Raw genomic sequence first — 2,745 nt, 5'->3', positions numbered from 1 at the left:
GTGGTCCCGCCCGGCGCTGTTTGTCGCCGGGGCGCCTGCCCCCCGGTGCGTCGCCGAAGGTGACGGACTTGCCCCGCCGGCCACCGTTCCCCCAGCGACAGGACACTGGATGACAAGAGGAACCAGCGGCTCCTGCTGCCGCCCCGCAGGCGGGCCTGAAGCGGTGTCAGGCTGCGGCCGCGGGCGGGATTCCGAGAGAAACCCGCCCCCTTGGGCGCATCGGCCCGGATGCCACGATCGACGACAGACTTCGCAGGTGACCGCCCCTGAAGAGCTGTGAGCCATTGGCCAAAGCCCGGGGGAGCGTAAGGGATGTAAGTGCGACATGCACCCATACGTTCTTCATGGGCATGTCGAGAGTGACGGACGCCACATTGAACAGATCTGTCGGAACTGAACCACTGCGTGCTCGGCGTTGTCCCACACCCGAAAACCCCTCCCCCCCGAGCCGCACGTAGCGTGACCACCCGTGATGTGCCGTTGGGACAACCGTTGCACAAGCGCAACTTCGCATCCGGGCGGGACGGTACAGGAATCAACTAGCCGTCAAAGAGCGGCTTAACACCGGAGTTGACCTGCATGGGGTCCGCACAGGCGGGTGGGGTAAGCGTGACCCGGTAAGCTCATCGCAGCAGCTTCTCTTGGGGCGTAACCGGTCGATCGGTTGACCCGTACGGGGCCGATCGGCTCCGCAACGAGAGGAGTTGTCGCGTATGGAAGACCCGCCTGATGAGGGCGGAGAGCAGAAAGACCGGAAGATCGTTGAGAAGGTGATCGGCTGGTTGACGCTGCAGGCACTCGCTGCCTTGCTGCGTCACTGGATCGAGAGCTCGCTCTAAAACGTCGAAGGCCCCCTGTGCGACCAGAGGGCCTCCCGGGAACACGCTCCCAGACGCCAGCCCTGTGCCTCCGCCAACGGAAGTCATGAACCGTGGAGGTGCAGGGCCATTTCATGCAATGTACGGCGACCGCAACCCCCAAACTGTGCGGTCTGTGCTCCCCAACCTCGCGCATTTCCGGGAAAGCATCCACCAGTTGTGCCGCTAAAATACATGCTAGTGCAGGTGGAAGCATCGGACGCACGCACGTTGTGTAGAGCACTCTAGTAACACAGAGTACCTCTGAAGTGGTCCCAGAGAGTAGAGAGAGCACCCAGATGGCACGCGGCCTGGCTGATTTCAGCCCCTCTGCGCTGCAAGCACAGCGAATGAACCTCGACGGGCGTCCAGACCGGACCTCCATGTCCGCCGACGCGCTGGCACGCGCCACGGGAACGACGAAAGCACAAATCCTCGCCTACGAGAACGGGCACAAAGTGCCAGATCCTCCACGGATCAAAGCCCTTGCCCACGCACTGAAGATCGACCCCAGGCAGCTCATGGACGACAGCGCCCAACAGACATGGACACTGGCGGACTGGCGCCGCGCGGGAGGACTACGAGCACAGGACGTCGTGACCATCCTCGGGATCTCCCCCAAGAACTACCGGCGCTTCGAGACCGAGGGCATCCTCCCCAGCCGCCGGCCCCAGTTCCTGGACGAAGTCGCCGAAGTCCTCAACGTGCCACGCCAAACGGTAGAGGCCGCCATGGACCAGACCCCCGGGGTCAGGGAGCGCCGCGCCCGCGCCCGCGAGCTGGTGCTGGCGATGGCGGAGAAGTACGTTTCCCGGCCCGGACCATGGCGCGGGCCGGCTCTCGACGACCCCAACCTCGTTGAACTAGCCCTCGCCTACGGCCGTCCTGTCCAACGCCTGCACCGCGTACTCACCCACGAACTGGGGGAACTGAGGCAGAACCAGGTACGCGCCCTGCGCGAACGCATCATCGCCGACTACGACACCGACCGCGACCGCCAGGCCAACGCCCAGTACGCGGTGGACCGCTGGAACAACGTCTTCCAACGAGACCAGTCCCTGATTCCTCAACGCCTTGAACGCTTCCACCGCACAGCTCAACCCTCAAGCCTCTGGCAAGCCCTGGTCGACCTCTACACCGCCGACGCGACGGTGCGTGCCGACGCCGGCACATGGGCGCCGGCCGAACTCCTGGGCAAGCGCCCTGACGAGCTGTCCCAGTACATGGTCGAGCGACACCTCGTTGGCGACGTAGAAGTGTGCCGACTCACGGCGCAGGGAGCCAATCACGTCCTCACGTTCAACGGCCTGTACGCGGCCCTCTATCCGACAGCGCGCAGGCCCATGCGCCTCACCACGCGGGGCACCCCCAAGACGCGCAGTACAACAGACACATTCACCATCCCCGGATATGCGGAACGCCTGGTAGTCCCCCAGCCGACCATAGAGGCCATCCGCGCCGAGCTTATGAGTTCCAAGACAGCCGTCAACCTAAAACTGAGCCCGTCAGTAAACCTCTCAATAGGAATGAAGCTGCTCTCGACTTCTCCGGTAGAAGATTCGCCACAGGCCGAGAGGGCCTATATCGAAACCGAATGATTCATTCTTGGGCGGTGGAAATTCGGAAGCCCCTTCTCTTCTGGAGAGACACTAGGGTGTGGTCCCAGAATCTATCCGCTACGCAGGAATGACGCACGCTGACTGTGGATCTTTTTGATCCTGAGGAGTTGCGCACAGTCGGACCTGAATCCGGAACTTGACGCCAAGACGGCACTCCGAGGGATCCCGCCCCGGCCAACCCCCGCCGGCCTCCCTTCCAGCCAGCCGCTTTAGCAGGGCTGGGGCGCGGAGCGCACCGGTCCTGTCCGGGGCCGGCCGGAGGCTGGTCC

General features: G+C 63.9%; 2 protein-coding genes. Both read left to right on the top strand.

The genetic code is table 11. The annotated features are described in order from the left end of the window. The first annotated feature begins 713 nt into the window (after positions 1-713). The gene (locus ACFWI9_RS33345; RefSeq protein ID WP_387168780.1) at positions 714-839 is read left to right on the top strand and encodes a hypothetical protein; all 126 of its coding nucleotides are present in this window, start codon (positions 714-716) and stop codon (positions 837-839) included. A 317-nt stretch (positions 840-1,156) separates the two neighbouring features. Then, positions 1,157-2,455 carry a helix-turn-helix domain-containing protein gene (locus ACFWI9_RS33340; protein WP_387168777.1) on the top strand — a complete coding sequence of 433 codons (1,299 nt, stop codon included), beginning with the start codon at positions 1,157-1,159 and terminating at the stop codon, positions 2,453-2,455. Positions 2,456-2,745 lie beyond the last annotated feature (290 nt).

Origin of the sequence: Streptomyces sp. NPDC127084, from assembly GCF_042724175.1 — a bacterium.
Classification (GTDB): Bacteria; Actinomycetota; Actinomycetes; order Streptomycetales; family Streptomycetaceae; genus Streptomyces.
This window is presented reverse-complemented; position numbering and strand designations above follow the sequence as displayed.

Coding starts and splice junctions, on each gene's coding strand:
- ACFWI9_RS33345 (WP_387168780.1), top strand. CDS start 714: ATGGAAGACCCGCCTGATGAGGGCGGAGAGCAGAAAGACCGGAAGATC.
- ACFWI9_RS33340 (WP_387168777.1), top strand. CDS start 1,157: ATGGCACGCGGCCTGGCTGATTTCAGCCCCTCTGCGCTGCAAGCACAG.